Here is a 26,083-nt window from a genome sequence, read left to right as displayed (position 1 = left end):
GCTCCGGGGCCGGGCCCTTGGACCCGGCCCCGGAGTACTACGCGCTGAGCTCCTCCTGGAGCGCCGCGCGCAGCCGCGCCGCACGCTCCGCCACCTCCGGCGGCCCCAGTTCCACCGCCCGCGCGCACCAGCTCTGCGCCTCCGCGAGCGCGCCCCGACGGGCGGCGAGCAACGCCAGCCGCAGCGCCGCGCGGCCGTGCCCGCCCTCGGCGGCGCGCTGCCACCACAGGGCGGCCTCGGGCAGGCTCCCCTCGCGGGCCAGCAGCAGCCCGAGGTTGAAGGCGCCGTTCTGGCTGCCGGCCTCGGCCGCCGCGCGGTACCAGGTCGCGGCCTCGACCACATCGCCCCGAGCCGCCGCGAACATGCCAACCCGGACCTGAGCACGCCGGTGCCCCTGCCGCGCGGCCCGCTCGTACCACTGCGTGCTCTCGGCGTCCGGCGTCCGCGCACCGCCCGCCCGCCCGGCGCCGTCCGCCTCCGCGGACCTGCGGTCCAGGAGGTCGGCGAGCCGGAAGGCCGCCTCGGCGCTGCCGCCGCCGGCCGCGCAGCGCAGATTCCGCTCCGCGTCCTGCGCATCGCCCTCGCGCAGCTGCACGATGGCGACCTGCAACGCCGCCTCGGTGTGCCCGGCCGCCGCCGCACGCTCGTACCAGGTGTGCGCCATCCGCTCCTCGCCGCGTCCGGCGAACAGGATGCCGAGGTTGAAGGCGGCATCCACACTGCCCGCCTCGGCGGCCTTGGAGAACCACGGCTCGGCCCCGGAGGCGTCGCCACGCTGCAGCAGCAGGATGGCGAGCGCGTTGGCGGCCTCGCGGTGCCCGGCGTACGCGGCCCGGCGGTACCACTGCTCACCGCGTCCGGCCCGGCGCTGCGCGGCGCAGAGCAGCCCGAGGTTGTAGGCGCCGTTGACATCACCGGCATCGAGCGCGGCGCGGTACCAGCGCTCGGCGGTCTGGAGTTCGCCGCGGTCGGCGTGGAGCGCGCCCAGCGCGTTGGCGGCGTTGCCGTCGCCGTCCTGGGCCGCGCGCCGCCACCACTCCGCGGCGCTCTCCTCGTCGCCGGCGTCGCGCAGCAGGAAGCCCAGCGCGCAGGCGGCCCGCGGCTCGCCGTCCTTGGCGGCGGACAGGTACCAGCGGCCCGCCTCCTGGATGTCACCGCGGTCCTCCAGCAGCGCGCCCAGTTGCAACGCGGCCCGCCGGTGACCGCGCGCGGCGGCCTGGCGGTACCACTGCTCGGCCTCGGTCTGCCGGGTCAGCTCGCCGTAGGCGGGCACCGTCCGGCGGTCCGTGTCACGGCCTTCCTCGATGAGCCGGGCCAGGCGGTACGCGGCCTCGCGGTGGCCGCGCTCGGCGGCCGCCCGGAACCAGCGCTCGGCGCCGGTGTCGCCACGGTGCTCCAGCAGGTCAGCGAGGGCGTAGGCGCCCAGGCAGTGACCGGATTCCGCGGACTGGCTCAGCCAGTACTCGGCGGCCGGCTCGTCGCCGCGCTCGCGGTGGTGGCGGCCGAGGGCGTGCGCCGCGGCGGCGGATCCCGCGACGGCCGCGGTGCGCCACCAGCCGGCCGCCTCGTCCGTCTGGCCCCGCTGGTGCAGCAGGACGCCGAGATTGTTCGCTGCGGCGCGGTCCCCGGCCGCGGTGGCGGAACGCAGATGCGGCTCGGCGCCGTCCAGATCACCGCGCCGCAGCAGCAGCGCGCCGAGCACACTCATGGCCCCGGTGTCGCCTGCTTCGGCGGCCCGGCGGTGCCCCGTCTCGGTCACCGCGTCCGACGCTTCGGCGGCCTCCGCCGCTTCCATCGCGTCCATCGCCAGCTCGGATTCGCGCCCCTCGTCGGGCGCATGTACAAACCGGTCTGTCTCCAACAACCTTGCCTTGTCCCCCATAAGAGCCATCGTCGCACCACCCGTAACCCGCGTACACCTGGTATACCGCAGCCAGTGAGGTCACTTCAGCGGTTTGTCGACTTCCCGATACGACGACTTGTCAAACTCAAGCACACAGTTTTCCCACATCGGCGGTACGACCCGGCCGTACTTGGCAGGAAATCGCACGCATGACGAAGGCCCGGATCCTCTGAGGAATCCGGGCCTTCGTCTTGAGTAGCGGGGACAGGATTTGAACCTGCGACCTCTGGGTTATGAGCCCAGCGAGCTACCGAGCTGCTCCACCCCGCGTCGTTGTGTACTCAAGGTATCACGGCATCGGGGTGACCCCTGACCACCCGCTGCCGGGCGGCCGCCGGGACGAACCCGGCGGCCGCTCGGCCTGCTGCGCCGTGCCGGGCCTGTCAGCCGCCCGGCGTGCCGCCCTTCTGGGACGCCTTCGCAGCTCGGTCCAGCGCCGCCTTGAGCTTCTTCTGGGCCTCGCCGTAACCGGCCCAGTCGCCCGAGGCGCGGGCCTTCTCGCCCTCTTCGTACGCCTTCTCGGCGTCGCCGAGGGCCTGCTGCACCGTCTGGCCGGCCGGCGGCGGCTGGGTCTTCTCGCCACCGCCCGGGGGCTTCTCCGTGCCGGTGCTCGGTGCCTTCTTGCCGAAGACGACGTCCAGCGCGTCCTTGAGGGTGTTCTCCAGGACGGGCTTGTTGTCGCCGTAGCTGACCAGCACCTTCTTCAGCAGCGGGTAGTTGGTGTTGGCGCCGCGCAGATAGACCGGTTCGACGTACAGGAGTCCGCCGTCCAGTGGCACCGTCAGCAGGTTGCCGTACTCGATCTCCGAGTCGCCGAGTTTCTTGAGGATGTTGAGCTCATTGGCGATGCTGGGATCGGAGTTGAACTTCGACTGCACCAGCTGTGGGCCGGGCACCGGTGTCTGCGAGGGCAGTTTCAGGATTCTGATCTTGCCGTAGTCACCGCTGGTCGCGTTGGCGTCGACGGCCATGAAGGCGCCGAGGTTGTCGCGTTTGTTGGGCGTGAAGGTCGTCGTCAGCGAGAAGGACTGGTCCTTCTGGTCCGGCATCTTCATGCTCAGGTAGTACGGCGGTACGGCGTTGCCCGACTTGGTCGTCGGGTCGTTCGGGATCTGCCAGCGCTCGGAGCCCGTGTAGAAGGTGCCCGGGTCCGTGACGTGGTAGGTGGTCAGCAGCTGGCGCTGCACCTTGAAGAGGTCCTGCGGGTACCGCAGGTGCTCCATCAGCGCCGGGCTGATGGCCTCCCGCTTCTCGACCGTGCCCGGGAAGGACTTCATCCAGGTCTTGAGGACCGGGTCCTTCGTGTCCCACTGGTAGAGCTTGACCGAGCCGTCGTAGGCGTCGACCGTCGCCTTGACGGAGTTGCGGATGTAGTTGACCTGGTTCTGCTGGGCCATCACGGTCCGCTGGCCGTTGGTGAGCGAATCGGCCGTGGTGTCCCCGAGCGTGGTGCGCGAGGCGTACGGATAGCCGTTGCTCGTCGTGTAGGCGTCCACGATCCACTGGATGCGGCCGTCGACGACCGCCGGATAGGCGTCACCGTCGATGGTCAGCCAGGGGGCGACGGACTCGACGCGCTCCTTGGGCGTGCGGTTGTACAGGATCCGCGAGCCGTCGCCGATGGCGCCGGAGTAGAGGATCTGCGGCTCCCCGAACGCCACCGCGTACGCGGCGCGGTTGATCGGGTTGGCGAGATCCACCCCGCTCTTGCCCTGGTAGCTGTAGCTCTTCTCGCCGCTGTCGTCGGAGTAGTCCAGCTCCTTCTGCGGACCGCCGACGATGGAGTACTGCGTGGTCTTCTCGCCGTAGTACACCCGCTGCTCGTATGTGCCGAGCTGCCCCTTGGCCGGCAGGTCCGACTCGGTGTAGTCCGGGCCGCCGTCGTCGGCGGTCTCGGTGCCCTTCGCGGCAACCGCGCCGTAGCCGTGGGTGTACTTGAAGTGGTCGTTGATCCAGTTGCGCTCGGGGATACCGGCGATGTTCAGCTCGCGCAGACCGATCACGGTGTCCTGTTCGACGCCGTTCTTGTCCTTGTACCGGTCGACGTCGAGGGTGGAGGGGAACTGGTAGTACCCGCGCACCTGCTGCTGTTGCTGGAAGGCCGGCGAGACCACGTTCGGGTCGAGCAGCCGGATGCTGGCCGTGGTGTCGGCGTTGTCCCGCAGCCGCTGGCTGTCCGTGTCGTTCTTGGGTTTGTAGTCGCCCTTGTACGGCGTGACATCGGTGTCCTGGATGTCGTACGCGTCCCGGGTCGCCTTGATGTTCTGCTTGATGTACGGCGCTTCCTTGGCCTGCTCGTTCGGCTGGACCTGGAACTTCTGCACGATCGCCGGGTACAGACCGCCGATGAGGACCGCGGAGAGCACCATCAGGCCGAAGCCGATCACCGGCAGCTGCCAGGTGCGGCGCCAGAGGGTGGCGAAGAAGAGCACCGCGCAGATCGCCGCGATGAAGAACAGGATGGTCTTCGCCGGGAGGTAGGCGTTGGCGTCCACATAACGCAGCCCGGTCCAGTTGTCGGCCGACTTCAGGCCGCTGGACTTGACCGCGAGGCCGTACCGGTCGAGCCAGTAGGCGATCGCCTTGAGCGAGACGAAGATGCCCAGCAGCACCGACAGATGGCCGGTCGCGGCGGCGGTCGCCCGGGAGCCCGGACTCGTCAGCCGCAGCCCGCCGTAGAGGTAGTGCGTCAGCGCCGCGGCGACCAGACACAGCACCGCGCAGGCGAAACCGAAGCTCAGCAGGAAGCGGTACCAGGGCAGGTCGAAGGCGTAGAACGAGACGTCCTTGCCGAACTGCGGGTCCTTCTGGCCGAACGGCACGCCGTTGATCCACTGGAGCCAGGTGCGCCACTCACCGGAGGCGGAGGCCCCGGCGATCAGACCTATCACCGCGGTGACCGCGATCAGCGCCCACTTCTTGAACGGGGCGATGCCCATCCGGTAGCGGTCCAGGCTCTGCTGCTCCATGGACATCGCGCTGAGCGGCGGCCGCAGCCGGTGGGCCAGCCAGATGTTCACGCCGACGGCCACGGCCATCAGCACACCGAAGAAGGCGAACAGTCCGATCTTGGTCCACAGGGTGGTGGTGAAGACCGAGGAGTAGTCGACCGAGCGGTACCAGAGCCAGTCGGTCCAGAACCCGGAGAACATCACAAAGAGCATGGCCAGCACCGCCAGCACGCCCAGTGTCATGAGCAGGGTCCGGACCCGCCGGGATGGCCGGCCGACCCTGATCCGTGGCCCGGTGGGGCCTCCGCCGCGGTCCGGCATCTGGAAAGCCAAGGTGCGCACCTCAGAAGTTCGCTGTCGTGTGGAGCAGGCCCGGCGATAGTAGGACCCACTGATGCAACTTACGAAGGCTTTACTCGGTTCCCGATTTCCGGGGTCCACAAGGCACGATGTTGAACATGACCAACCTCCCTGTTGACGGCACCCCCCTCGCCGCCGGTCCGCTGACCCGTGCCGTACTCGAAATCGACGAGTACAGCGCCGGGCTCGGCTGGGATCAGCCCGCCCGCCTGTTCGCCCTCGTCGACACCGCCAAGCTGCGTGCCCAGGAGCCCTCGCTCGCCGCCCAGCTCGGCATCGACGACACCACCACCGCTTCCCTGACCCCCGTGGAGCAGGACGAGATCCCCACCGGGGCCCCGCTCGACGAATTCCTCGCCACCATCGCCTGGCCGGACACCGTCGCCGGCTGCGCGCTGACCGTGGAGCGGCTGATGCTGCCGCCGTCCGCCGAGGACTCCGTGCCCGAGGGTATGGACGACGCCCAGCTCGCCACGTGGGTCGCCAAGCACCCGGACCGGCAGGAGGTGCGGATGACGGTGGCCGTGCTGCGGGACGGTTCCCGTGAATCGGCGCTGCGGCTGCGCGAGAAGGACTCCACGTCCGAGGTGCTCACCGGCTCGGCGCTGGTGCCCGGCCTCGCGGATGCGCTGGCCGCGACCTTCGAGTCCTGACCCGCGGGCCGGGCCCCGGCGGCCCGGCCACGGCCGGAGCCCGCTACCGGCCTGCCGTGCTGCAGCTCGGCAGGCCGGCCGTGTCGCCCGTGCTGATCTTCTCCAGCGCCTTGATCGCGTCGCCGATGGTGTTGACCTTGACGAGCGTCAGACCGGCCGGGGTGTCCTTGGCGGCGGTCGCGCAGTTGTCCTTCGGCGTCAGGAAGAACTCCGCGCCCTTGTCCCGGGCCCCGATCGTCTTCATCGAGATGCCGCCGATCGGGCCGACCTTGCCCTTGTCGTCGATCGTCCCCGTACCGGCCACGAACTTGCCGCCGGTCAGGTTTCCGCCCGGGGTGAGTTTGTCGACGATGCCGAGCGCGAACATCAGCCCGGCGCTGGGGCCGCCGACATCGGCGAGCTTGACGTCGATGGTGAACGGGAAGATGTGGTCGACCCGGGCCTGGATGCCCACGATGGCCCGGCCGTCCTCCGCCTTGGCCGTGGTCAGGGTGACCTGCTTCTCCCCGGTCTCGGGCCGCTGGCCCTTCTTCTCCGCGGCGGCCGCCACCTTGGCGGGGATGATCGTGAAGACGGTCTGCTCACCCGGCTTCCGCTGGGTGACGAACTTGGCGACGTCGGCGGTCTCCTTGACCTCCTTGCCATCCACCGCCCTGATCACATCGCCCGCATGCAGCCGCCCGTCGGCCGGTTTGTCCTTGACGACGGAGCCGACGACGGTCTGGGCGGCGACCGGGATGTGCAGCTGGTTGAGCGCGGCGACCTTGGCGCTCTCCTGCGACTGGCTGAACTCCTCGGCGTTCTCCTGGTCGGCCTGCTCCGCCGTCTGCCCCTCGGGGTAGAGCGTCTTGTGCGGGACCACGGCGCTGTCGCGGTCCAGCCAGCCGTAGAGCGCCTGGAAGAGGTTCATGCTGTAGTCAGGGCCGGTGACACGGACCGTGGTCATGTTGAGGTGACCACTCGTCGGATAGGTCTTGCGCCCGGAGATCTGGAGCACCGGCTCACCCTCGTGATCACCGAGGGTGTTCACCGTCGGGCCCGGAGACATCTCGGCGTACGGCACGGGGATCGACACCCCGACGCAGAGCAGCACGATCAGCATCAGGAACGAGGCAAGCAGCGTCACGGTGCGGCGGGGCATGGAACGACAGTACGGGACGGGTATGACAACCCGCCCGCGGGGCCGTCCGTACGGGGACGCACCGGCGCACGCCGGAATCCTGCCGCGTACGCGTACCCGCCCGGGGGCGTCAGACCGTGTCGGAGGCCGGGTCCGGAGCGGGCGGTTCCTTTTCCATCGCGGCGCGGAACCGGGCGTACCCTGCGAGTTCCGCGACGTCCCCGGACTTGCGGTTGCGCATGACCCAGGTGCTCCACAGGGTGGCGGCGAGCGCGGCGAGAACCGGAATCAGCAGCCAGAGGAGCGCACCCATGGCGACCTCCCAACCCCTTGCACGACCGCAATCGACCAATAAGCAGATTTAACCATCCGACAGGTCCACGCTCATGCCGTCGGACGGGTTACGCAACCGGAACGCACGGCACCGATTCGGCCCCGCTACCGGCGCGACGGCCCCGGATGACACTCAGGCGCGGGCATGCGCCTCGTCTTCCAAAGACGGCGCCATGCACCCACCATCCCACCCGTCGTCCGTCCCGGGAAGACGGCACTACGCGACGGTCCGCCCAGCCGTCGTACGGCCACCGCCCCCGAAAGGCAGTGCTAGGCGCCGACCCGCCCACCCGTCACCCGACCACCACCCCCAGAAGACAGCGCTACGCGCCGACCCACTCTTCTGCACCGTCGGAGAACGTCTGGTGCTTCCAGATCGGTACCTCGTGTTTGAGGTCGTCGATCAGCTTGCGGCAGGCTTCGAACGCCTCGGCGCGGTGCGGGCAGGAGACCGCGACGATGACGGCGAGATCGCCGATGGCCAGGTCTCCCACCCGGTGGACGGCGGCCAGCGCGCGGACGGGGAAGTCGGCGACGGTCTTCTCGGCGACGCGGCGCATCTCCGCCTCGGCGGTCGGGTGCGCGGAGTAGCCCAGGGCGTCGACGTCGGCGCCGCCGTCGTGTGAGCGGACCGTGCCGACGAACAGCGCCATGCCGCCCGCCGCGGGGTCCTGGACGGCCGCGAAGACCTCGTCCACGGACAGCGGGGTGTCGCGGATCGCGAGCAGCCGGATCGGATCCGCCGCACCCTGCTCACCGGGGTGGAAGTGGGCGGGAACCGGAGGGGCGTGCGTGCCAGACATACCCCCATCGTGCCGTACCCGGGACGCGATGGGGAACGGCCGCACCCCTGGCATACGGGTCGCCGGGGGGCGGCTCGTACGGCCGGCCGCCCCCGGTCAGATGCGGCGGCGGGCCTTGCGGGCGCGCCGGACCAGGGCCGCGGTGCCCAGCAGGGCGACGGTGGCCCCGGCCGCACCGGCCGCGGTGGCGTCCTTGCGGCCCAGCCGGCGGCCGGCGACAGTGTGCCGGCCCGCGACCTCCGCCAGCAGTTCGGCGAGGACCTCTTCGTTGGTCCACCGGGGCCGCCAGCCCGCCTCGTGGAGGCGGCTGCCGCTGACGACCCAGGGATGCATCGTGTAGGCGAGGTCCCCGGCGGGGGACGGTGTCAGGCCGATGCGGTGCAGCCGGGCGGCGGCGCCCAGGGCCACCGAGGAGGGCAGTTCCATGCGTCTGATGCCCGACAGCTCCTCGACCTCCTCCTGCTCCAGCCAGCCGTCGCAGCCCACCGCGAGCTCGCCCTCGACCTTCTCCAGGGCGGCGTATTCCAGGGCGCTGACCAGGTCCTCGACGTGGCAGAACTGCCAGGCGGGGCGGGATCCGGCGACGACCAGGAGGCGGGGTGACTCGAAGTAGCGGGTCAGGGCGGTGTCCGTGCCGCCCACCAGGACGGTGGGGCGCAGGACGGTGACGTTCAGGCCGGGGTGTGCGCGGGGGGCGCGGTGCGCCAGGTGTTCGATCTCCAGGAGGTCGCCGACACCGGTGGCGTCGGCGGTGGCGCGCAGTTCGGCGTCCTCGGCCAGCGGCACGTCGTTGTCGGGCAGTGCCCCGTAGACCATGGCGGAGGTGCAGAGCACGACCCGGTGGACGCCGGCCGCCGCGGCGGCGGTGAGGACCGTCTGGGTGCCGCGCACGTTGTAGGCGGTGCGGGCGGTGTCGTCGGTCTCCAGGTCGAGGTCGAGCGCGAGGTGGACGACGACGTCCACGCCGCGCAGTTTGTCGGCGATAGCGGGATCCCGTACGTCCAGGACGTGCCAGTGCGCCTCGGCCTCGTCGCCGCGTCGCTCGTCGATGGCCACCACCCGCTTGACCTCGTCGGATGCGACGAGGGCACGGGTGAGCAGCGCACCGACTCCGGATGCGGCTCCGGTGACGGCGACGACGGGCCGGCGCCGTGACCGGTCCGTGGTGCCGTCTGTCTGCTCGGTCTTGGCCGCGGTGTTTCGCGCAGCGCGAACGGTCGGATCTGGGGAACTCACCGGGCGTCTCCAGCGGTTGTCTTCAGTACGCACGTGTGTTGACACGTACGTACCAGGTGGCGTCCATCCTGCCGCAGGCATCGGGACAGCGAAGCACCGAGCCCCGGGGCGGTCCGGGTGTCTACGCTGGAGGTGATGTCGGGCAGTCGCCGTCGGCCCGAGCCGGCGGCCTTACGAGCCGAGGAAACCCGTGAGTGACACCCCGTTTGGATTCGGCCTTCCGCCGGAGGAGCCGGAGGACGGCGACAACGGCAAGAAGAAGGGCGGCCAGGGAGGTAGCCAGGGCCCCGCGGACCCCTTCGGGTTCGGCGGCGGGAGCGGCGGCGCGGACAATCCGTTCGCGGCGCTCTTCGGCGGCATGGGCGGCCCCGGTGGCCAGATGAACCCTGGCGACCTGGGCGCCGCCTTCCAGAAGCTCGGCCAGATGCTCTCGTACGAGGGCGGCCCGGTGAACTGGGACATGGCCAAGGACATTGCGCGGCAGACCGTCGCGCAGGGCGCCGAGGACGGCAGCAAGGACGCGAGCCTGTCGCCCGGTGAGCGCACCGCGGTCGAGGAGGCCGTGCGACTGGCGGACCTGTGGCTGGACGGTGTGACGTCGCTGCCGTCGGGGTCCGGCTCGGTGGTGGCGTGGAGCCGCGCCGAGTGGGTCGAGGAGACCCTGCCGGTCTGGCAGGACCTGGTGAATCCGCTCGCCGAGCGCGTCGGGGCGGCCATGGGCGATGTGCTGCCGGGCGAGATGCAGGCCATGGCGGGCCCGCTGCTCGGCATGATGCGCTCCATGGGCGGCGCGATGTTTGGCACGCAGATCGGCCAGGCGCTGGGCGTCCTGGCGAGCGAGGTCGTCGGCTCGACGGACGTCGGGCTGCCGCTGGGTCCGGCAGGCAAGGCCGCGCTGCTGCCCGGGAACATCGCGTCCTTCGGGGCGGGCCTGGGCGTACCGGACGAGGAGGTGCGGCTGTATCTGGCGCTGCGCGAGGCCGCCCACCAGCGGCTCTTCGCCCATGTGCCGTGGCTGCGCTCCCATCTGTTCGGTGCCGTCGAGGGCTATGCGCGCGGCATCAAGGTCGACACGAGCAAGCTGGAGGATGTGGTCGGCCAGCTCGACCCGCAGCATCCCGAGGAGTTGCAGAACGCTCTCCAGCAGGGCATGTTCCAGCCCGAGGACACGCCGGAACAGAAGGCGGCGCTGGCCCGTCTGGAGACCGCGCTGGCGCTCGTCGAGGGCTGGGTGGACGCGGTGGTGCACGCCGCCGCCAAGCCGCATCTGCCGGCGGCGGACGCGCTGCGGGAGACGCTGCGGCGGCGCCGGGCGAGCGGTGGCCCGGCCGAGCAGACGTTCTCGACGCTGATCGGTCTCCAGCTGCGTCCGCGGCGGCTGCGGGACGCCTCGCGGCTGTGGGCCTCCTTGGCCGATGCGCGGGGCATGGAGGGCCGCGACGCCCTGTGGGAGCACCCGGACATGCTGCCGACGGCGGCCGATCTGGACGACCCGGACGGCTTTGTGCACCACGAGCAGCTGGACTTCTCCGAGCTGGACAAGATGCTGGGCGAGGCCGCGAGCGGCGGCAAGCCGGATCTGACCAAGCCGGCGGGTTCCACGGAGACCGACGGCCTGAAGGCGGCGCCCGCGAAGGACGCGCCGGCCGGCGGGTCCGAGGCGGCCGGCGGTGCGGCGGACGGCGCCGACGGCCCGGACGTTCCCGGCGAGGGCAAGGGCGACGGCGGCGCATGAGTCTGCGCGAGGAGGCGGCGCGGGTGCTCAAGGAGTGGCCCGCGCCGTCGCCGGAACAGGAACAGCTCCGGCTGTCTTATCTGGACCATCTCGCCGACCACCGGGACGGCATGTGGCGGCGCTGCGCGGAGGGTCACCTCACGGCGAGCGCGCTGGTGATCGACCCGGCCCGCGGCCGGGTTCTGCTCACCTTGCACCGCAAGCTGAAGATGTGGCTCCAGATGGGCGGCCATTGTGAGCCGGGGGACGCCACGCTGGCGGACGCGGCGCTGCGGGAGGCGTGCGAGGAGTCCGGGATCACCCGCGGGCTGACGCTGCTGCCCGGCGGGCCGGTGCGGCTGGACCGCCATCAGACGCCGTGCGCCTGGCATTTGGATGTGCAGTACGCGGCGCTGGCGCCCGCGGACGCGGTGGCCGCGATCAGCGACGAGTCGCTGGACCTGCGGTGGTTCGCGTACGACGAGGTGGCCGGCGTCGCCGACACGTCGGTGGTACGCCTGGTGGACCGCACCCGGGCGCTTCTCTAGCGGTCTGCTTCGGCGGTCTGTGCCCGCGCGGCTCCCGGGAGGCGCGCGGGCTGCTGCGTCTCCGGGCCGGGCCGCGGCGGTGCCGCGGGGACGCGACGGATCCGGGCTGCCGGGGCCGTCATTCGGTGCGTGCGGCGGGTAGCTGCGGCAGCCGGTCGGCCGCGACGACCCCTTCGAGGTATCCGCGGGCCCGTTCCGTGCGCGGGTACGCCTCCAGCAGCCGCCAGAACTGCGGGCCGTGGCCGGGGACGAGGAGATGCGCGAGCTCGTGCAGCAGGACGTAGTCGATGACGTACTCGGGCATGCCCTGGAGACGGTGCGACAGGCGGATGCTGCCCTCGGCCGGGGTGCACGATCCCCAGCGGGTGTTCTGGTTGGTGACCCAGCGCACCGTCGCGGGGCGGGCCCGGCCGTCCAGGAACTGGCCGGCCAGCCGCTCGGCCCGCTCGGCCAGCTCGCTGTCGCCCAGCATGCGCTTGCTCTCCTGGGCGGCGAGCCGGTCCAGCATGACGGTCACCCAGCGCTGTTCCTCGGCCTCGGACATACGGGCCGGAATCAGGACAACGGTGCGGTCGCCCTCGCGGTACGCGGAAACCGTTCTGCGGCGCCGTGAGCTACGGCGCACCTCGACCGCGCTCGTCCCTGGCCCTCGGGCCTCCGGGCTCGGGACAGCCCGGCGTGTCGTGTCTGCGGCGCGGCGCAGGGGGGTCTCCCCGGCGCCGCGAGGGGAAGGGTCGGCGGGCACGCGCCCGACGTTACCTGCTGGCACTGCGGGAAGTCCTGCCCCGCCGACGGTTCGTCCCCGAAACACTCCATGACGGGGACGATTTATATGACTAATGCCCATCGCCTGTGGACAACTTTCTCCGTCGGTCCGGCACTCGGCGCATGCTGAGAACCGTTCGACGGAGGAGACGGCGAAGGACGGGGGCGGATGTCATGCATCCGATGCTCAAGACCGCGCTGCGGCGCGGCTGGCGGGACAGGGAAACGGTGCGGTTCGGGGTGGCGCCGGCCCATGCGGTGGTGGTCGGCCCGGTCGACACGGCGACCGGCAGTTTCCTCGGGATGATCGACGGCACCCGCAGCATGAGCCGGCTGACCGCGGACGCCGCAGCGCTCGGTCTGCCCGCCGGGCATGCGCGGGGTGTGGTGGACCGGCTCGGCGCGGCCGGACTGCTGGACGCGCCGGCCGCGGGCGGCCCGGCGGCCGAGGCCGTACGGGCGGACGGCCCGGCGTTCGAGCGGCTCCGGCCCGATCTGGCCTCGCTGTCGGTGCAGCATCCGGAGGCGGCGGGCGCCCTGGGCCGGATAGGGGCACGTCGGGCGGTCCGCGTCCGGGTGCGCGGGACGGGACGGGTGGGGGCCTCGGTCGCGGCCCTGCTGTCGGCCGCGGGGGTCGGCCGGGTGGACGTGCTGGACGGCGGGACGGTCGAACCGTGGGACGTCGTGCCGGGCGGGCTGCCCGCCGAGCGGGTCGGTGAGCGGCGCGACGCCTCCGCACGGCAGTTGGTCCACCGCGCTTCCCCCTGGACGCGCAGACCGCGCCCGGTCGGCCCGGTGAGCGATGCCGGCGAACCAGGGCTCTCGCTCGTGGTGCTCACACCGCGCGACGGCCTCGGCGCCTACGCCCCCGATCCCGTACTGTCCGAGCCACTGCTGACAGCCGGTATCCCGCATCTGTACGCCGGTGTGGTCGAGGGCACGGGCGTGGTGGGACCGCTGGTGCTACCCGGCAGCTCGGCCTGCGCCCGCTGCGACGAACTGCGGCGTACGGACGCGGAACCGGCCTGGCCGCGGCTGCTCGCGCAGTGGCGGTCGGGGCGCGGCTCCCCCGCGGTGCCGGCCTGCGATGCCGCGTTGGCCACGATGGTGGCGGGGCTCGCCGCCGTCCAGGCCCTGGCGTTCCTGGACGGCGAACTGCCGCCCTGTACGGGGGCGCGGATGGAGCTGGCGCTGCCGTGTGCGAGCCTGCGGACAGTGCCGGTGACACCGCATCCGGAGTGCGGCTGCGGTGCGGCGGATTCCGATGCCGCGACTGCCTCGGATCCTCGGCCGTGACACGCCACAATGACGGAGAACCCCCGGCAGGGGGCAGTGTGAGTTGGAGGGGCGCATGTCTGGACTTCCGCGCGAGACGGTCACCCGCGCCGCCGGGTCGGCCGCGCTGCCACCGGGGTTCGCCGGCCGTGCACTTCAACAGCGCGCCGCGGCAGGGTTTTTCACGGGATCCGGTGGGCCGGGCGGCGCCGGCCGTCACGGTGCCGCGCCCCCGCTCCGCGCACACGGCGCTCGCCGCGCACTGGAAACCACGGAGGGGCGCGCACATGTCTGATCTGCCGCGTAAGGCAGTGGTCCGCACGGCCAAACTGGCCGCTCTTCCGCTGGGGTTCGCCGGACGCACGGCACTCGGGCTCGGCAAACGCATCGGCGGACGTTCGGCGGAGATCATCGCCAGCGAGTTGCAGCAGCGCACCGCGGAACAGCTCTTCGCGACTCTGGGGCAGCTCAAGGGCGGTGCGATGAAGTTCGGGCAGGCGCTGTCCGTCTTCGAGTCGGCGCTGCCCGAGGAGATCGCCGGACCGTACCGCGCCGCGCTGACCAAGCTTCAGGAGGCGGCGCCGCCGATGCCGACGAGCACGGTGCACTCCGTGCTGGCGGAGCGCCTCGGCGAGGACTGGCGGGAGCTGTTCGAGGAGTTCGAGGACAAGCCGTCGGCGGCGGCCTCGATCGGGCAGGTGCACCGGGCGGTGTGGCACGACGGCCGTGCGGTGGCCGTCAAGGTGCAGTATCCGGGGGCCGGGAAGGCGCTGCTGTCCGACCTAACACAGCTGAGCCGGTTCGCGCGGCTGCTGGGGCCGCTGATCCCAGGCATGGACGTCAAACCGCTGATCTCCGAGCTGCGCGACCGGGTCTCGGAGGAACTGGACTACGCCCTGGAGGCGGAGGCCCAGCAGGCGCACGCCGAGGAGTTCGCCGACGATCCGGATGTGCTGGTGCCGGCCGTGGTGCATCAGGGCGATCAGGTGCTGGTGACCGAGTGGATGGACGGGGTGCCGCTGTCCGAGGTGATCGCGAACGGCACCGAGGAGCAGCGGAACCGCGCCGGGCAGCTGTTGGCGCGCTTTCTCTTCTCCGGTCCCGCCCGGACGGGTCTGCTGCACGCCGATCCGCATCCGGGCAACTTCCGGCTGCTGACCGGCCACGCCCCGGACGGGCCCGCGCAGGAGTGGCGGCTGGGCGTGCTGGACTTCGGCACGGTCGACCGGCTGCCCGACGGGCTGCCGCCGACGATCGGCACATCGCTGCGGATGGCCTTGGCCGGCGAGGCGGACGCGGTCTACCGGCACCTGTGCGAGGAGGGCTTCGTCAAGGAGTCCATCGCGCTGGAACCGGAGGCGGTGCTGGACTATCTGCTGCCGATCATCGAGCCCGCGCAGGTGGAGGAGTTCACCTTCACCCGGGGCTGGATGCGTCATCAGGCGACGCGGATCGGCGATCCGCGCTCCCCCGCGCACCAGTTGGGCAAACAGCTCAATCTGCCGCCCTCGTATCTCCTGATACATCGTGTGACGTTGAGCACCATCGGGGTGCTGTGCCAGTTGGGGGCGACGGTGCGGCTGCGCGATGAGCTGACGGCGTGGATGCCGGGCTTCGTCGCCGAGGAGACCGCGGCACCGGAGGCCGTCGGGGACCTCTGCGAGGAGAGCACGGCCTGACGGAGCCCGGACCGGCCGAGCCGCTCGGGGCCGGCCGTGTTCCCCGGGCCGCCCGGCCGGGGCCGGACGAAGCGGTGCGACCGCCGGGTCGGCGGGTGTGCCACCTCGCCACCGGTTCGCGTCCGGGCAGCCTCCGACTGCCGAGGGCTCTCCCGCGCTGTCGTCGCAGGCAGAGCCGCGGCCGCCGCTCTCGACGGAGCAGATCCGGGTCGGCGGGATGCCCTCGAAGACCGTGCCACAGGCGGGCGCGCACGCGCCGTGCGCTCGGCGATCGAACCCGCCTGTTCCTACGTCTTCCGATCCGCCGTCCGGCGGTGTCCACACCCTTCCTGTGAAACGGGTGCACCACGGCCACGGGGCCGCCCTGTCGGACGGCCCCGTGGTGGGCGGCTTCGGTGTGTCGCGTTACTGCATCACCGCTATGGCCAGCGCGCGGCGGGCGCGGAGCGACGCGCGTTCGGCGCGGCGCTGCATACGCCGCGCGGCGGCGAGCCGATGTGCTCTGCGTTCCGATTCAGCTTCTTGAAGACGTTCGTGCATATGCGCACGCGCCAGGTCTTCTGGCATGAGTTGCATTTCGAGGTTCCTGTTCTGGCGCGACTCGATCGCGCCGGAGTTCGCGGGGGCGGGTGTATCGGTGAAAGAGGGGTTCATCGTGGGGTCCTGCTTCTTGGGATCCCGTGTGACGGGACGGTCGATCGTTCCTGCGCCAGGGGTGTTCATGCCGCGACCGGGTTCTTACGCGGACGGCCACGCGGACGCTTGCGCGGTACGACGACGCCCTGGACGAAGAGCTCGCCACCCCAGACACCCCACGGCTCACGCCGGTCCTTGGCCCCGGCGAGGCATGCCTCACGGACGGGACAGGTCTGGCACAGCGCCTTGGCGTACTCGACGTCGGCCGGGGACTCGGCGAAGAAGACCTCGGGGTCGTAGGTACGGCACGGGACAGCGGCGCCGAGACGGTCGATCTCGTTGTCGAGCTCGGTGAGGGGCAGCAAGGAGTTCTCCTGAGGAGTGGGCGGAGGGATCAGGTCGGTCACTACGGACGGGGCGTGCGTCTGGAGTTGCACTGTGGTGTGTTCCTCGTCTGTTCGGCCCGGCTGGTGGCCGGACGCTTGGGCAAAACAAAAGGGCCGCGGATCCCGGTGTGGGTTCCGCGGCCCTGGAAGGTGCCGACCTGATCATGCCGATCAGGCTGGATCTCTCCAGGGTTCGAGGCCGCGGGTGGCCCACATTGCGTGCTTCGTCTGGTACTGCTTCCGGGATTCGGCGCCATTGGCCGCCGCACGGGCAAAGGCATTCGCTTCTGCCGCCACTGCTGCTACCGCAGGTGCCTCACTCGGTCGCGCGCTGCGCTCGTTGATCGCCAGGACGGCGAACGGCTCGGGGCGCACGACCTCGGTACCGGACAGGTGGCCGGAGCCGGACAGACCGGTGCCAAGGAGGGAAGAGCCGAGAGCGCACGTGGCGACGACCGAGAGATCGGTCATTTTGTTGGTCTTGATAATGCTGATCACTGGGCTCGCCTCCTCTCGGCGTCTCGGTGGACCGGGAATCCCGTTCCAGACTTGTTCAAGTACAGCATGGATCGATCGGAACTCGGAAGGTCCGTCGTCTCCGTGCTCCCGCAGGCTATGGGGATGTACTCCGCGCGCGCAAACTATTTTTCCGACGAGTTTTCCGCAGCGTCTCCGGAGCCGTCCTGCGGCGCCCCCGCGGGCTCCTCACCGGCGCAGAGTGCCAGGACATCGGTGCCGTACCGGTCGAGCTTGCGGCGGCCCACGCCCGAGATGCCCGCGAGCTCCGACGCGGTCGTCGGCACCGTCTCGGCGATGGCCATCAGGGTCTTGTCGGTGAAGACACAGAACGCCGGCTGGCTCAGCCGGCCGGCCTGCTCGGCCCGCCAGTCCCGCAGCCGCTCGTAGAGCCCTTCGTCGAGGTTCGAGGGGCAGTCCTCGCAGCGCATCAGCTTCATCTCGCCCGCGTCCGTCAGCGTCTTGCCGCAGACCCGGCAGCGGGCCGGGCCGCGGCGCTTGCGGCGGCCCGCGCCCACGGCCTCGCCGCCGCGCTCGACACCGCCCGCCGCCGCGCCCGGGAGGCGGCGGACGGCCGATGCCCCGGAGCCGGGCCGCAGGCCGCTGAGGAACCGGCTGGCGCGGCGGGAGGCCCGGCCGCCGGGAGAGCGCGCCAGCGACCAGGACAGGCCCAGATGCAGCCGTGCGCGAGTGACGCCGACGTAGAGGAGCCGGCGTTCCTCCTCGATCTGCTCGTCGGTCTTGGCGTAGGTGATCGGCATCATGCCCTCGGTGAGACCGACCAGGAAGACGGCGTCCCACTCCAGGCCCTTGGCGGCGTGCAGTGAGGCGAGCGTCACACCCTCGACCGTGGGGGCGTGCTGGGCGTTGGCGCGCTCGTCCAGCTCGGCGACGAGGTCGGCGAGGGTGGCCTCCGGGCGGGCCTTGGCGAAGTCCTCCGCGAGCCGCACCAGGGCTGCCAGGGACTCCCAGCGGTCGCGGGCGGAGCCTGAGCCGGACGGCGGCTCACCGGTCCAGCCCATGTCGCTGAGCACCGCCCGCACCTCGGACGGCAGATCGACGGCGTCGTCGAGCAGGGCGTCGTTGGCGCCGAAGCGGGCGGCGCCGCGCAGCTTGATGCCGGCCTCGCGCACCTCGGGCCGCTCGAAGAACCGCTCGGCGCCGCGCAGCTGGTAGGGGACGCCGACGTCGGCCAGTGCCTGTTCATAGACCTCGGACTGGGCGTTGATACGGAAGAGGACGGCGATCTCGCTGGCGGGGACGCCGGAGGCGATGAGGTCGCGAATGCGGCGGGCGGTGCCCTCGGCCTCGGCGGGCTCGTCGGCGTACTCGACGTACTCGGGCTCGGCGCCGGCCTCACGCTGCGAGACGAGCTCCAGGCGGTGCTCGGCGGCGCGGCCCCTGGCCTGGGCGAGCAGGCCGTTGGCGAGGTGGACGACCTGGGGGGTGGAGCGGTAATCGCGGACCAGCTTGACGACGGTCGCGTTCGGATGGCGGGTGCGGAAGTTGAGCAGGTGGTCGGGGGTGGCACCGGTGAAGCTGTAGATGGTCTGGCTGGCGTCGCCGACCACGCACAGGCTGTCGCGGTCCCCCAGCCACAGCTCCAGCAGCCGCTGCTGGAGCGGGCTGACGTCCTGGTACTCGTCGACGACGAAGTGCTGGTACTGCGCGCGGACCTGCTCGGCGATGTCGTGCCGGTCCTGGAGCACACCGACGGTCAGCAGCAGCACGTCCTCGAAGTCGATGGCGCCGCGGTCGCGCTTGAGCTGTTCGTAGGTGCTGTAGATCTGCCCGATCTCGGCCGGGTCGCGGGGCGCCTCGCGGCCGGCCTTGACGATCGCGGCCGGGTAGTCGGCGGGCACGGTCTGGGTGACCTTGGACCATTCGATCTCGCCGGTGACGTCGCGCAGCTCGTTGCGGTCCAGCCGGATGCGGCAGCGGGCGGCGGCCTCGGCGACGAGCTGGATCTTGCGCTCCAGCAGGCGCGGGACGTCACCGCCGACGGCCTTGGGCCAGAAGAACTGGAGCTGCCGCAGCGCCGCGGAGTGGAAGGTCCTCGCCTGCACACCGCCCGCGCCGAGCAGGCGCAGCCGGCCGCGCATCTCGCCGGCCGCGCGGGCGGTGAAGGTGACGGCGAGCACGCTGGAGGGCTGGAGGATCCCGGCGCGCACGCCGTACGCGATCCGGTGCGTGATCGCGCGGGTCTTGCCCGTGCCGGCGCCGGCCAGCACACACACCGGACCGCGCAGCGCCGTGGCGACCTCGCGCTGCTCGGGGTCGAGCCCGTCGAGCACCGCGTCGGCCCCCTCCGGCGTCGCCGGAAACTGGGTCGCCGTGGAGAGCTGCGGGAAAAGAGTGGAGTCCGATGCTGCTGTCACCCCGCCATGCTGCCAGGTCCACCGAGACGCCCGGGAAAGTTGTCCACAGGGTCCGGATGCCGGTCGTACTTATCCCGCCCGCTGTGGAGGGGCCCCGACCTGCGGTCGACGCCCACTGCTTTGCTGTGTCCAGGCGGTCGGGATCGCCGGATCCGGCAGCCGGAGCCGGGCGGACGGGAATCCGGGTTCGGCGGCCGGAAGCGGCTGATGGGACAGGAGGTGATGGGGATGGCATGGCACGGGCTGAGGCCGGAGCCGATGGACTCGGGGAACGCCGGAGCCGACGGGCTCGGGCGGGCGCGGCTCGGGCCTGCGGGGGTGGCCCGAGCGGGTGGGGCTGGCGGTGCCGGTGCCGATGCCGGTAGGAGGGTGGTGGCGGCGGCATGGGCACGGCCGGGGTGGGGGCACTCGGTGCGGTGGCATGGGCAGAGCGGCTCGGGTGCAGTGGCTCGGGCGGCCCGGCCTGGGTGATGTAGCTCATGTCGGCGGGGGCAGGGGGGTGGGGCGGGGCGGGGGCGGGCCCCCCGAAGAGGAGGCAGGCGGACCGGCACTCACATCCAAGGAGGCCCCGCACAGCACGGGAAGCCACCGGAAGGACGGAAGGCCGGGGAAAGCCAGACGCTCGGATCGGGCCGGACGCAGGGGAAGGCTCGACGCCGAGGAAGGCCGGAAGGCCGGAAGGCCGGAAGGCCCAGGAAAGCCAGACGCTCGGATAGGGCCGGACACCGGGGAAGGCCAGACGCAGGCGAAGACTGGACGCCAGGGAAGGCCGCTGCAGGCCCGGGAAGACGTAAGGCCCATCACGGCCCAGGAAGGCGGAATGCCCGCACGGTAAGGCCCGCACAGGAAGGCCCATGAGGAAGACCCGTGAGGAAGACCCGCATGGGAATGCTCCCGCGAAGGACCCATGCGGAAGGTCCTCGTGGTTAGGTCCCCGCGGGAAGGCCCACCCAGAAGGCCCCGTATCTGAAGGCCCACGCAGAAGCCCAGCCACAGCCCGGAAGAGCTAAAGGCCCATCACCGCCACAAAAGCCGCCGCGAGGCAAAGTGGGCCCCGGGCGGCGCCGAGGTGCGGGAATGGTCCGGGAACGCGTGGGAATGGTCCGGGCTCGGCGAACGTTCTTTCCCATGCCGCCATGTCGGGTGCGGCGTCCGAGAGCCCTGGTCAGCCGGGTCGGATCGGGGCGTCGGGCGCAGCGTCGGCGGTTTTCGAACCGAGACTTATCGAAGGAGCACGGAACGCATGGCGGGCACTGTGACGATGTACAGCACCACCTGGTGCGGTTACTGCCGTCGGCTGAAGGGCCAGATGGAACGGGAAGGCATCCCGTACACGGAGATCAACATCGAGCATGACGAGGATTCCGCGGCGTTCGTGGAGAAGGCGAACGGCGGCAATCAGACGGTGCCGACGGTTCTGGTAGTTCCCCCCAACGGTGGTGACGACATCGTGATGACGAACCCGAGCCTTGCCCAGGTGAAGCAGGCGCTCGCCGTCTGAGCCACGCCCTTTATAGAGGACGCCCCCGCTACGGCGGGGGCCCTCTCATGTCTGCGCGCAGCCGCCAGCCGGTACGCATCCTCACTGGCCCTTCGCTGACCTGCGCTTCCTGCGGCCACAGAAGCCGCGTCAGTGGCCTATCCGTGCACGTTGCGCCCCTCGGTGCTCGGGGCTGGGATCGCCCAGCAGACGCCTGTCTGCCCGCCGCTACGCCCGACGGATTGCGCGGTCGGATTGGATCAGACCCGAGCCTGAGCCAAGGGGCGGGCTCGTTCGATCAGCTCGCGGACGTGGGAGTTCCGACCGTGCGGCCGGACGGCAGAGAGCATCGCCCGGAAGCGGTCGTCGGCGCGGCCGGACTGGACGTGGGGGTAATCGTCCAGGGACAGGTGCCAGGTTTGGACAGCTTCCTCCAGTCGGCCAGCCTCTAGCTGCCACTCGGCGAGCATCGAGCGGTGCCGGACCCTGGCGCGGCGGTACACGGCGGGCCTCACCTTCTCGGACTGCTGAAGGGCACGGATGGCACCCTCTCGTTCCCCAAGCTCGTAGCTCACCTGCGAGACGTGGTAGCTCAGTGACGACGGGTCGTAAGAGCCGTGGGCCTTGGCCTTGGACTCCGCCTTCTCCATCGCCACCTCTGCCTCACGGAGCTTCGCCCACGCCCCGCGCTGGTCTCCTGTCTGTGCGAGAGCGTGTGCCTGCTGTCCGGCGAGGAACGCCCGCATCCTGGGTCCGGCTTCGGGTGAGGCAGCGGACGCTGCGTCCGCGTACCGCAAGGCCGCTGCACCGTGGCCCAGCTCGACCGCTTGGACGCTCATGCCACGCAGGGTGGTGCAGTAGGTGAGGTGGTCCCCGGCTGCGCCAGCCAGCTCTAGAGCCTTCATGTAGTAGCTCTGGCCGAGCATGTCCAAGCGCTCGTCAACGGCCATGTATCCCGTCAGGTAGAGGTGATCGGCAGCGGCCGAGAGCATGGCCTTGCGTACGTTGTCGGATGCCGTGGCCTGTAGGCATGGGGCGATGTTGTTCACCAGGAACGCGGCGGCCATGGGCCGGGCAGTGCGCCCGCCGAACTGGTCGTCCAGCTCGCTGATGCGCTCGGTCATCGCTATCACTGACTCAACTTCGGCCATGCCGATACGCGTTTGCGGGTTGGTCTTGATCCGTTCGAAGCGTGAGAGCACGTCGGGCCAGCCGGGGATGGTCAGCGCGACCGAGTACAGGCCCGCTGCAAGTACTCCCCTTCGAGATGGGTCCATGTCCATGCTCCCGAGGTCGATCAGTCCTGCAACGGTATCCGTCGCCTCGGGTTGGATGTCGGGCTGATCGGCAAAGCCAGCTTCGAACGCGGTGACCTGCCTGCCGAGTTTGCGGGTGAGGGTTTCCAGTACGACGGGCTGGGACTTGGCCATGGGGCGTGTGCCGGATAACCAGTGGGAGACGGCGGACTCGTCGTACTTCAACCGGTGACCAGCCTCGGTTCCGGCACGGTTAACCGCGCGTGCGAACTCGCCGAGATTCCAGCGGGTCTCGGCGTACAGAGCGGCGAGCTTGTGGTTCGGAGTGCGTGCGCGTGCTGCCATGAGGCCGCCCCCCTGGGCCAGGTTTCAAGGGTTTCAAAGTACCGCCTGGCTCCTTCCATGTTCACGGCGGGCGCACACCGGTTGACTCAGGGTCAGACCACTCGGGGCGATGACAGAAGCTCCCCTCCGCCCCGTGTGGCCGCCCAAGCCGACAGGTGCAGCCGTGTGCTGCGCCATACCCGGAACGGAGAAACAGGTGACCACCGTCGACACCGCGACGATCACGGTCGAACTGCCCGACGCGTTCGACCCGCGCTGGAACCGCCTGCCCGGCATCACCGTGGACGGCAAGAAGATCACCCTCGACCCGGCCGAGTACTTCTTCCGGTTCGAGGCCAACACCTGGCTGGTCACCGACTGGCAGACCGTGACGGACGGCCTGCTGGGCGCGGACGAGACCGAGACCGCGAGCGTCGAGCAGATGGCGCTGGAGTTCGTGAAGGCCCACGGCCGCTCGACCAGCGACGCGGGCGAGGTCCTGGCCATCGCCTACCAGGTGTACTCGTACCTGTTCCGTGACGAGCACCTCGCCAAGCTCGGCCTGCCGGGCGTCACCGCCGCGCACCTGAAGATGCTCCGTGAGGCGGCCACGTTCATGGCCCTGAACAAGGTCGAGCTCGACGGCCACATCTCCAACGTGGGCCCGTGCTGGTTCTTCCCCTCGGCGACCGGTGTGGTCTTCGACCTCTCCGAGGAGGACGGCCAGATGCTGGACGAGGTCTACCACGGCGGGTGGTTCAACGAGCACCGCCGGATCGAAGGCATCAAGGCTCACGCCGCGCTCGGCGGTCGGCTGGTTCACGGCTGCCAGTCCAAGCCCGACCAGTCCGGCGGCGTCGTCGCCCCCTACGGCGCGTCGATGGACACCTTCGGCAAGGAGCTCGGCGAGATGAAGGCCAAGTGGATCGAGCAGGTCAACTCCTACCGGGTGACCGCCGCCTGATCCCAGCGTTGATCCACGGCCCGGGGTGGCAAGCGCGCTGTCGCCCCGGGCCTGGCCCCCTGACCCGCCCCCCGAACGAACGGAACCGCCCCCGTGGACAGCAAGCTCACCGCCACCATCCTCGCCGACATCTGCGCCCGCACAGGTCAGCCGCTCCCCGTCCGCGAGGAGATGCGGGTGTGGGACATGTCGGGTGTCGAACGCCTGGCCTTCCCTGGCGGGCGCACCGCGATCTACAAGTACGCCGTCGAGCCGTTCGCAAGCGAGGACGAGACCCTTCGTGCCGCCCGCCTGTCCGGCATCCCCGTGCCGGAGGTCATCGGTTCCATCGTCCGAGAGGGCACCCTCGGCATGGTCATTGAGGACCTGGGCGAACCGGTCCGGGAGGCACAGGACGCTGACGGCATCGTGGCCGCTGTCGCCCTGCACCAGGCACCCGCCGCCCCGTCGCTTCGGGAGATGGACGAGGACGCGCTTGCCGCCCTGCCTGAGCTTGCGCTCGGCCATCTTCGTCGCCTGCGTGATGCCGGCCGCTGGACCGAGGACACCGACGAGCTCTCGCTGGCCCTGGGCACCCTCGTCGCCTCGGCGGAGAAGCGGGCGACCGGTGCTGAGCTGGCGCCGTTCGGCTGGGTGCACTCCGAGTTCCACCCGACCAGCCTCCACATCGGCGAGGACGGCTGGCGCCTGCTCGACTTCGCCCGCGCCTTCACTGGTCCCGGCCTGCTCGACCTTGCGTCCTGGCACGGCACCACTGGTGACCCGGACCCGGAGAGGTTGCGCGCCTTCATCGAGGCGTACGTGAACGCTGGTGGCGACGAGGCCGCGCTTGCCGAGCGTGGTGGCCTGCCCGCCGAACGATGGGCGTTGGGCTGGCATCGGGTGTGGGCGAGTGAGTGGTTCATGGAGCAGGCGCTTCGCTGGATCAACAACCCCGAGGACGACCCGCTCTACATCAAGGTCGTCCGCAAGCACCTCCTCGCGGCCGTCAGGCTGCTGGAGGCGTGACGTGGACGCCTGGGATGCCCACGCTGCCCAGCGCCTGGCAGACGGCCCGCTGCGCCCTCTCGAACCGTCCGCTCGGATGGAGTGGACGCAGCGCCCCGGCATCGGCCCTGGCGCCGAGATCCTCGGCGGGGACCTGGCAGGACGACGGGTCGTAGAACTGGGCTGCGGACCCGGCCACAACGCTGCCCACCTGACCAGCCTCGGCGCGAAGGTCACCGGAGTGGACCGTTCGAAGGGGCAGATCGAACGAGCGCTCGCCCACTACGGACGCCACGGAACCGAGTTCGTCCACTCCCGAGCGCTGGACTACCTCACCCGTGAGAGCGAATGCCTGGACGGCATCGTCTCGGTCTTCGGAGCGATCGGCCTGGACGAACCTTCGACGCTGCTCGGCGCCTGCTCCCGCCGCCTCGGACGCAAGGGCGTGCTCGCCTTCTCGGTACCGCACCCCCAGCGAACCGGCACCATCCCTGTCAGCCCCCGCACCCGCGACCGGATGACCTTGCCGGACGGCACGGCCGCCACGGTGGACCGATGGGACATCGACCCGGCCGCGTGGGTGCGGTCACTCAACCGTGCCGGACTGCTGATCACGTCCGTGCACAACCTGTTCGCCCCGGCTGACGCCCGCTGGCCGACCACCTTGCTCATCACCGCACGAAAGCCCTGACACCCGACCGAATCCGGGAGGCACCGATGCACCGACCCCCGTTCCTGCTGTTGGACATAGACGGCGTCTTCATCCCGTTCCCCGGACCGGACGGCGCCACCCCGGCAACCCACACCCGCCACACGGTGAGCACGGACGACGTGGACAAGCCGTTCGATGTCTGGCTCAACCCGGACCACGGCAAGCTCATCACCGACGCCATCGGCACCGGACTGGTCCGGCCCGTGTGGTGCACGAGCTGGCGAAACGATGCCCGCCGGGTCATCGCCCCGCTGATGGGCGTGCCGGACTTCGAGCACATCGAGTTGCCCAACCTGCCGATCAAGACCAGTCACCCCGACGGCTACCTGTGGAAGCGCAACCACGTGGCGGACTGGCTGGCGACCGCTCCCGCCGTGTGGATCGACGACGACTTCACCCCGCTCGACCACCGGTGGGCGGCAGACCGTACCGCCTTCGGAAACCCGACCCTGTTGATCGAGCCTGACCCGCACGAGGGCATCCAGCCTGATCACGTCATGGCTGCTCTGGAGTGGGCTGCCAACCTCGTGACCGTGAAGGAGGCGGCTTGATGTCGGCTCGACATGCCGCACCGCCGGACCGTGACCGACTCGGCACGGTGCTCGCCGCGAGCTGGGCCCTGCTTCACCTGCTTGGCTTCGGCGTGCTCGGCCTGGCAGTGCACGACAGTGGGACTGTCGCCAACCGGGCGACGCCTGCGGATTCCGTTCCGGACTCGGAGCCTGCACCCGCCTGACCTGCCGTGCGCCTGTGTGCTGGCCTCTCTTGCCCGTGGTGGGTTCGCGGCCGGCTCGGGGTGGCCGGGCCTCGCAGGCGGGCGTACACGCTCGTGCGTAACAGCGGCCCCCGGCATCACGTCGGGGGCCTGCCTGTGTCGCAGTTCTCAGTCGGCGGGACACGGGGCCGATCGCTCGTTCCGGCCGTGATGAACGTGTACGTCATCGCTACACCGTGTACGTCATCTGCTTGACGTACCGGTGCGCCCCTGCGCGCCTGCCTCAGGCGCTGTCGGCAAGGTGCCGGTAGAGGGTGGCCCGGTGCACTCCGAGCGCCTTGGCGATGGCGGTGACGCTCTCTCCCTTGGCGTAGCGGGCACGGGCTACG

General features: G+C 70.8%; 23 protein-coding genes and 1 tRNA gene. 10 read left to right on the top strand and 14 right to left on the bottom strand.

The features are described 5' to 3' along the window. Positions 1-37: 37 nt before the first annotated feature. The 3 genes from IH09_RS30265 to IH09_RS30255 form a co-directional block, all read right to left on the bottom strand. Entirely contained in the window at positions 38-1,891 is a 1,854-nt protein-coding gene (locus tag IH09_RS30265; RefSeq protein ID WP_094791699.1) for a tetratricopeptide repeat protein, read from the bottom strand. Positions 1,892-2,099: 208 nt separating this feature from the next. Further along, positions 2,100-2,173 (bottom strand) — tRNA-Met (locus IH09_RS30260). 113 nt (positions 2,174-2,286) lie between these two features. After that, positions 2,287-5,175 (bottom strand): UPF0182 family membrane protein, encoded by a 2,889-nt coding sequence (locus IH09_RS30255; RefSeq protein ID WP_205379393.1) that lies wholly within the window; start codon positions 5,173-5,175, stop codon positions 2,287-2,289. 137 nt (positions 5,176-5,312) lie between these two features. Between IH09_RS30255 and IH09_RS30250 the strand changes: the two genes are divergently transcribed. Beyond that, positions 5,313-5,867: a PPA1309 family protein gene (locus IH09_RS30250; RefSeq protein ID WP_052860712.1), complete on the top strand. Its 555-nt coding sequence runs from the start codon at positions 5,313-5,315 to the stop codon at positions 5,865-5,867. A 43-nt stretch (positions 5,868-5,910) separates the two neighbouring features. Here IH09_RS30250 and IH09_RS30245 read toward each other — a convergent pair whose 3' ends face one another. From IH09_RS30245 to IH09_RS30230, 4 genes are all read right to left on the bottom strand, one after another. After that, positions 5,911-7,008: a YlbL family protein gene (locus IH09_RS30245; protein WP_052860711.1), complete on the bottom strand. Its 1,098-nt coding sequence runs from the start codon at positions 7,006-7,008 to the stop codon at positions 5,911-5,913. 109 nt (positions 7,009-7,117) lie between these two features. Further along, positions 7,118-7,300 (bottom strand): hypothetical protein, encoded by a 183-nt coding sequence (locus tag IH09_RS30240; protein WP_052860710.1) that lies wholly within the window; start codon positions 7,298-7,300, stop codon positions 7,118-7,120. Positions 7,301-7,643: 343 nt separating this feature from the next. Further along, positions 7,644-8,123, bottom strand: a complete 480-nt coding sequence (locus tag IH09_RS30235) for a molybdenum cofactor biosynthesis protein MoaE (RefSeq protein ID WP_052860709.1) — start codon at positions 8,121-8,123, stop codon at positions 7,644-7,646. Between the two features lie 96 nt (positions 8,124-8,219). Further along, a complete protein-coding gene (locus IH09_RS30230; protein WP_052860708.1) occupies positions 8,220-9,359 on the bottom strand; it encodes an SDR family oxidoreductase in 1,140 nt (379 codons plus the stop codon). Between the two features lie 190 nt (positions 9,360-9,549). On the opposite strand from IH09_RS30230, the gene IH09_RS30225 reads away from it, so the two are divergent. Continuing rightward, positions 9,550-11,094 (top strand): zinc-dependent metalloprotease, encoded by a 1,545-nt coding sequence (locus tag IH09_RS30225; RefSeq protein WP_052860707.1) that lies wholly within the window; start codon positions 9,550-9,552, stop codon positions 11,092-11,094. Beyond that, a complete protein-coding gene (locus tag IH09_RS30220; RefSeq protein WP_052860706.1) occupies positions 11,091-11,621 on the top strand; it encodes an NUDIX hydrolase in 531 nt (176 codons plus the stop codon). Before IH09_RS30225 ends, IH09_RS30220 begins: the two co-directional genes overlap by 4 nt. Before the next feature lie 118 nt (positions 11,622-11,739). Here IH09_RS30220 and IH09_RS30215 read toward each other — a convergent pair whose 3' ends face one another. Further along, positions 11,740-12,366, bottom strand: a complete 627-nt coding sequence (locus tag IH09_RS30215) for a SprT-like domain-containing protein (protein WP_110952677.1) — start codon at positions 12,364-12,366, stop codon at positions 11,740-11,742. Positions 12,367-12,560: 194 nt separating this feature from the next. Here IH09_RS30215 and IH09_RS30210 point away from each other — a divergent pair, with 194 nt between their 5' ends. Next, the gene (locus tag IH09_RS30210) at positions 12,561-13,682 is read left to right on the top strand and encodes a TOMM precursor leader peptide-binding protein (protein WP_052860704.1); all 1,122 of its coding nucleotides are present in this window, start codon (positions 12,561-12,563) and stop codon (positions 13,680-13,682) included. 266 nt (positions 13,683-13,948) lie between these two features. After that, positions 13,949-15,340 carry an ABC1 kinase family protein gene (locus IH09_RS30205; protein WP_052860703.1) on the top strand — a complete coding sequence of 464 codons (1,392 nt, stop codon included), beginning with the start codon at positions 13,949-13,951 and terminating at the stop codon, positions 15,338-15,340. 405 nt (positions 15,341-15,745) lie between these two features. Here the strand turns inward: IH09_RS30205 and IH09_RS38155 are convergent, their stop codons facing one another. The 4 genes from IH09_RS38155 to IH09_RS30195 form a co-directional block, all read right to left on the bottom strand. Next, positions 15,746-16,063 carry a hypothetical protein gene (locus IH09_RS38155; RefSeq protein WP_094791694.1) on the bottom strand — a complete coding sequence of 106 codons (318 nt, stop codon included), beginning with the start codon at positions 16,061-16,063 and terminating at the stop codon, positions 15,746-15,748. After that, positions 16,060-16,413, bottom strand: a complete 354-nt coding sequence (locus IH09_RS30200; protein ID WP_052860702.1) for a WhiB family transcriptional regulator — start codon at positions 16,411-16,413, stop codon at positions 16,060-16,062. Before IH09_RS30200 ends, IH09_RS38155 begins: the two co-directional genes overlap by 4 nt. A 120-nt stretch (positions 16,414-16,533) precedes the next feature. Then, positions 16,534-16,860 carry a hypothetical protein gene (locus tag IH09_RS39390; RefSeq protein ID WP_190233450.1) on the bottom strand — a complete coding sequence of 109 codons (327 nt, stop codon included), beginning with the start codon at positions 16,858-16,860 and terminating at the stop codon, positions 16,534-16,536. A gap of 143 nt (positions 16,861-17,003) precedes the next feature. Next, entirely contained in the window at positions 17,004-19,256 is a 2,253-nt protein-coding gene (locus tag IH09_RS30195) for a UvrD-helicase domain-containing protein (protein ID WP_110952676.1), read from the bottom strand. A 1,243-nt stretch (positions 19,257-20,499) separates the two neighbouring features. Between IH09_RS30195 and IH09_RS30190 the strand changes: the two genes are divergently transcribed. Further along, positions 20,500-20,757 (top strand): glutaredoxin domain-containing protein, encoded by a 258-nt coding sequence (locus tag IH09_RS30190; protein ID WP_052860700.1) that lies wholly within the window; start codon positions 20,500-20,502, stop codon positions 20,755-20,757. 239 nt (positions 20,758-20,996) lie between these two features. Here IH09_RS30190 and IH09_RS30185 read toward each other — a convergent pair whose 3' ends face one another. After that, on the bottom strand, positions 20,997-22,337 hold the full coding sequence (locus IH09_RS30185; RefSeq protein WP_110952675.1) for a transcriptional regulator: 1,341 nt from the start codon (positions 22,335-22,337) through the stop codon (positions 20,997-20,999). A gap of 196 nt (positions 22,338-22,533) precedes the next feature. On the opposite strand from IH09_RS30185, the gene IH09_RS30180 reads away from it, so the two are divergent. The 4 genes from IH09_RS30180 (at position 22,534) to IH09_RS30165 (ending at position 25,530) form a co-directional block, all read left to right on the top strand. Further along, complete coding sequence (locus IH09_RS30180; RefSeq protein ID WP_052860699.1) at positions 22,534-23,280, top strand: hypothetical protein; 747 nt, start codon at positions 22,534-22,536, stop codon at positions 23,278-23,280. Positions 23,281-23,373: 93 nt separating this feature from the next. Then, a complete protein-coding gene (locus tag IH09_RS30175; protein ID WP_052860698.1) occupies positions 23,374-24,288 on the top strand; it encodes a phosphotransferase family protein in 915 nt (304 codons plus the stop codon). A gap of 76 nt (positions 24,289-24,364) precedes the next feature. Further along, a complete protein-coding gene (locus IH09_RS30170) occupies positions 24,365-24,958 on the top strand; it encodes a class I SAM-dependent methyltransferase (protein WP_110952682.1) in 594 nt (197 codons plus the stop codon). Positions 24,959-24,984: 26 nt separating this feature from the next. Further along, positions 24,985-25,530 (top strand): HAD domain-containing protein, encoded by a 546-nt coding sequence (locus IH09_RS30165; protein WP_052860696.1) that lies wholly within the window; start codon positions 24,985-24,987, stop codon positions 25,528-25,530. Between the two features lie 447 nt (positions 25,531-25,977). On the opposite strand, the gene IH09_RS30160 is transcribed toward IH09_RS30165, so the two are convergent. After that, the coding region (locus IH09_RS30160) for a helix-turn-helix domain-containing protein (RefSeq protein WP_190233368.1) at positions 25,978-26,083 on the bottom strand (106 nt) is incomplete at its 5' end.

The organism is Streptomyces celluloflavus (assembly GCA_000720995.1).
GTDB lineage: Bacteria > Actinomycetota > Actinomycetes > Streptomycetales > Streptomycetaceae > Streptomyces > Streptomyces celluloflavus.
This window is presented reverse-complemented; position numbering and strand designations above follow the sequence as displayed.